The organism is Erythrobacter sp. (assembly GCF_023653175.1).
Classification (GTDB): Bacteria; Pseudomonadota; Alphaproteobacteria; order Sphingomonadales; family Sphingomonadaceae; genus Erythrobacter.
Window position 1 is genome coordinate 1 of sequence record NZ_JAMNXL010000242.1, and the last position, 4,463, is coordinate 4,463.

At 66.6% G+C, this 4,463-nt stretch carries 3 protein-coding genes; 1 reads left to right on the forward strand and 2 read right to left on the reverse strand.

The annotated features are described in order from the left end of the window. Both NBV68_RS18085 and glmS read right to left on the reverse strand, forming a co-directional pair. Positions 1-1,457 (reverse strand): GGDEF domain-containing protein (locus tag NBV68_RS18085; protein WP_296312631.1); only part of this gene is annotated, 1,457 nt, incomplete at its 3' end. An 87-nt stretch (positions 1,458-1,544) separates the two neighbouring features. Beyond that, entirely contained in the window at positions 1,545-3,380 is a 1,836-nt protein-coding gene (glmS, locus tag NBV68_RS18090; protein ID WP_296312634.1) for a glutamine--fructose-6-phosphate transaminase (isomerizing), read from the reverse strand. Positions 3,381-3,578: 198 nt separating this feature from the next. Between glmS and NBV68_RS18095 the strand changes: the two genes are divergently transcribed. After that, positions 3,579-4,463, forward strand: an 885-nt coding sequence (locus tag NBV68_RS18095) for an ATPase, T2SS/T4P/T4SS family (RefSeq protein ID WP_296312637.1), incomplete at its 3' end; no start/stop codon positions are given.

Here is a 4,463-nt window from a genome sequence, read left to right on the forward strand (position 1 = left end):
CCTTCGGCCGAACCGACGCTGGCGCCGACATAAAGCGTGTGGTGATCGACCTGATAGGGCTCCGAGAGGCGGTCGATCACCCGCCGGGCGAGGTCGGAGATCACCTTGGGCGCGCTTGCATCGCGGATCACGATCGCGAATTCGTCGCCGCCCAACCGGCCGCACAGCTGGTTCTCGCCCATCAGCGATTGCAGCCGCGCCGAAACCTGCGCGAGCAGCTTGTCGCCGGTCATGTGGCCGAGCGAATCATTGACCGCCTTGAAACGGTCGAGGTCGACCATCAGCAGCGCGCAGCGGGTGCGCCACTGGACGGCATAGCGCAGCGCCTCGCCCAGCGCCTCGGTCAGCTGCAGGCGGTTGGGCAGCTGGGTGAGCGTGTCGTAGCGGGCGAGATAGGCGATCTTCTCAGAGGACTTGCGCTGTTCGGTGACGTCCGAGCCGACCCCGCGGAAGCCGCAGAACCGCCCCTGTTCGTCGCGCATGGGCGTGCCCGAAAGCTCCCACCAGCGCTCCTCGCCCAGGATCGAGACCTGCACCAGCATGTTCGAGAAGTTCTCGCGATTCTTGAGCCTTTCGGCCAGATCGTGGAGGCTCGGGGGGAACTGGCCGCTCGACCAGCGGGTGCCCGCGATCAGCTCGAGCAGCGGCTTGCCCTCGACCTCGGCCTGCGGGCTGCCGAGCGCGAAGGCGAAGCGCGGGGAGACCGAACGCAGGCGCCGGGCGGGATCGACTTCCCACAGCCAGTCGGCCTCGTTCTCCTCGAACTCGCGCAGCAGCAGCGAGACAACCGCTTCCTTCTCGACCACAGCCGCCTCGGCAAGCCGCGACTTGACGAAGGTGGTGCGGATCTCGATCGTGGCGACGAGGTTGGCAATGGTGAACAGGATCGCCCCGCCCATCGCGTGCCATTCCCCCACCAGCGCTTGGCTGACGATCGTGCCCGCGCCGAGCACCGCGATGTAGATGAGCACGCTGAGCGGCGAGGTCGAATAGACGAAGGTCGAGGCGCTCATCAGGGCCAGGATGGTCAGCAGCATGGCGGTCGCCTGCACGCCGTCCGCAAGCCACGGGAACAGCAGCGTCGCCGCCACCCAGCAGGCCGCGCCTGCCAGCGCGTTGATGTTCTGGGCGCGCTCGAGACTTGCCGCGCTGACCCGCGCGGCGGTATCGACCAGCAGCATGTCGGTCTGGCGGGTGCGCAATAGGATCGCCGCGAGCACCGCCATCCAGAGCAGCACCACCATGAAGCCGATCAGCGGGGCGAAGATGCTGGCGACGAAGGCGGCGATCATCGCGTTGGCGATCATCCGGTTTCGGCTCGCCCGGGTCAGCCCGGCCACATCCTCGCCCCGCAGGCGCGTCGCATCGAACGCAGGGTTCCGCGTCAATCCGAGCACGTCGGACAGCGGCAACTCGGCAGGCAGAGCCGGTTGCGGTGAGGTGACTTCCTTGCCCACGGGGGACACATTAACCGCGAATGGTTAGTGCGCGGTAAAGCTCCGAGGGATTGAGGCTTGCGGAGATGGTTAAGCGTCGCCGCCCGCCTATTCGACCGTCACCGACTTGGCGAGGTTGCGCGGCTGGTCGACGTCGGTGCCCTTCACCACGGCGACATGGTAGGCGAGCAGCTGCACCGGTACGGCATAGACCAGCGGCACGATAAGCGGGTGGACCACCGGCATCTCGATCGTGGCAATGCAGCCCTCGCCCGCCGCGGCGATCCCCTGCGCGTCCGAGATCAGCACCACCTGGCCTCCTCGGGCGCGCACTTCCTCCATGTTGGAGACGGTCTTTTCGAACAATGGGCCGGAGGGGGCGATAACCACCACCGGCACGGCGTCGTCGATCAGCGCGATCGGCCCGTGCTTCATCTCGCCCGCGGCATAGCCCTCGGCGTGGATGTAGCTGATTTCCTTGAGCTTGAGCGCGCCTTCCAGTGCCAGCGGGTAGTCCTGACCGCGTCCCAGATAGAGCACATCGCGCGCCGGCGCGATGAGGTGCGCCATCGCGGCGATATCCTCGTCATGCGCGAGCGCCGCGTTCAGGGCAGCCGGCGCCTCGAGCAGGTGGCGCACGATCTCGGCCTCCTGTTCGCGGTTCAGGCGGCCTTTCTTCACCGCCATGTGCGCGGCCAGCGCGGCGAGCACGGCGAGCTGGCAGGTGAAGGCCTTGGTCGATGCGACACCGATCTCGGGCCCCGCATGGGTGGGGAGCAGCAGGTCGGCTTCGCGCGCCATGGTGCTGGTCGGCACGTTGACGACCACGCCGATGGTCTGCCCGTTCGCCTTGCAGTGCCGCAGCGCCGCCAGCGTATCGGCCGTCTCGCCGCTCTGCGAGATGAACAGCGCAAGGCCACCTTCCTCCAGCACCGGCTCGCGATACCGGAACTCGGACGCCACATCGATGTCGACCGGCACGCGGGCGAATTGTTCGAACCAGTATTTCGCCACCATCCCTGCATAAAAGGAGGTGCCGCAGGCGACGATGGTCAGGCGGCGGATCGCCGACAGGTCGAAATCGATCTGCGGCAGCGCGACCGAATTGTCCGAACGGCGCAGGTAGGAGGAGAGCGTCTGTGCCACCACGGTGGGCTGCTCGAAGATCTCCTTCTGCATGAAGTGGCGGTAATTGCCCTTCTCCACTGCCGCCGCCGAGGCGCCGGAGAAGCGGATCTCGCGCGTCGCCGGATTACCCTCGGCATCGAAGACCTCGGCGCTGTCCCGCCGGATCACCACCCAGTCGCCCTCTTCGAGATAGGCGATGCGCTGGGTGAGCGGCGCGAGCGCCAGCGCGTCGGAGCCGAGATACATCTCCGCATCCTGCCCTTCCGGGCCGTAGCCGACCACCAGCGGCGAGCCGAGGCGTGCGCCGATGAGCAAGTCGGGGTGCTGGCGGAAGGCGATGGCGAGCGCGAAGGCGCCGCGCAGGCGCGGCAGCACGGCACGCACCGCCGCCACCGGATCGGCCCCGGCCTCGACCTCGGCCGAAATCAGATGCGCGACCACCTCGCTGTCGGTCTCGCTCTCGAAGGCCCGGCCCTTGGCGGCAAGTTCGCCGCGCAGTTCCTTGAAGTTCTCGATGATCCCGTTGTGGACGATCGCCACCTCGCCGGTCGCATGCGGGTGGGCGTTGGCGGCGGTCGGCGCGCCGTGAGTCGCCCAGCGGGTGTGAGCGATGCCGACATGGCCCGGCGCGGGATCCTGGCCAAGCACCGTCACGAGGTTGGCGAGCCGTCCTTCCGCCCGCCGCCGCACCAGCGCGCCATCATGCAGCGTGCAGATCCCGGCGCTGTCATAGCCGCGATATTCCATGCGCTTGAGCCCGTCGACCAAACGGTCGGCAACGCTGCCCTGGCCGACGATCCCGATGATGCCGCACATGTCTTGTCGCTCTTTCCCTGTTCGAATTGGCCCTGCTCTAGCCTCACGATCCTTAACGGCAAGCCCAAGGATCACGGGCGTCAGACATGCTTAGGAAAAAAACAACCATTCCCTCCTATTCACCATTTCTCGTGACGTTGCCTTCTCCTGTTCAGGGCGAGGTGGACGCGATTTGATTGAGACCCTTGGGGGCTGGGAATGAGCGCATTCGGCAAGAAGGGCAATGCAGGCGGGATGAAGCCGGGCTCGCGGCCCGCTTTCGGCGTCGCACGCCCGATGAAGGGAGCGGGCGCTGCCCCGCGCGGCGGCGAACAGTTCCCGCCGATCCCGGGCGAGACCCCCGCGCCGCGTCCTTCGCCGACCCCCTCGCCCTCGCTCAGCAAGCCGCAATCGACCTCCGAGGCGATCGACCGTCTCAACGAGCGCATGGCCGCGGTCAACGAGGCCAATTCCGAAGTCGGCGGCTTTGAAGCGAGCGTCCACAAGATCAAGGAACAGGTGCTCCCGCGCCTGCTCGAGCGTGTCGACCCCGAAGCGGCGGCGACGCTTTCCAAGGAGGAGCTCTCCGAGGAATTCCGCCCGATCATCATGGAAGTGCTGGCCGAGCTGAAGGTCACGCTCAACCGGCGCGAACAGTTCGCGCTGGAAAAGGTGCTGATCGACGAATTGCTCGGCTTCGGCCCGCTCGAAGAACTGCTGAACGACCCCGACGTGTCCGATATCATGGTCAACGGCCCGGACCAGACCTACATCGAAAAGAAGGGTAAGCTCCAGCTCGCCCCGATCCGCTTCCGCGACGAGCAGCACCTGTTCCAGATCGCCCAGCGCATCGTCAACCAGGTCGGCCGCCGCGTCGACCAGACCACGCCGCTGGCGGACGCCCGCCTCAAGGACGGTTCCCGTGTGAACGTGATCGTCCCGCCGCTGTCCCTGCGCGGCACCGCGATCTCGATTCGTAAGTTCTCCGAAAAGCCGATCACGCTCGACATGCTGCGCGATTTCGGTTCGATGTCGGACAAGATGTGCACCGCCTTGAAGATCGCGGGCGCGTGCCGGATGAACATCGTCATCTCGGGCGGTACG

Coding starts and splice junctions, on each gene's coding strand:
- glmS (WP_296312634.1), bottom strand. CDS start 3,380: ATGTGCGGCATCATCGGGATCGTCGGCCAGGGCAGCGTTGCCGACCGT.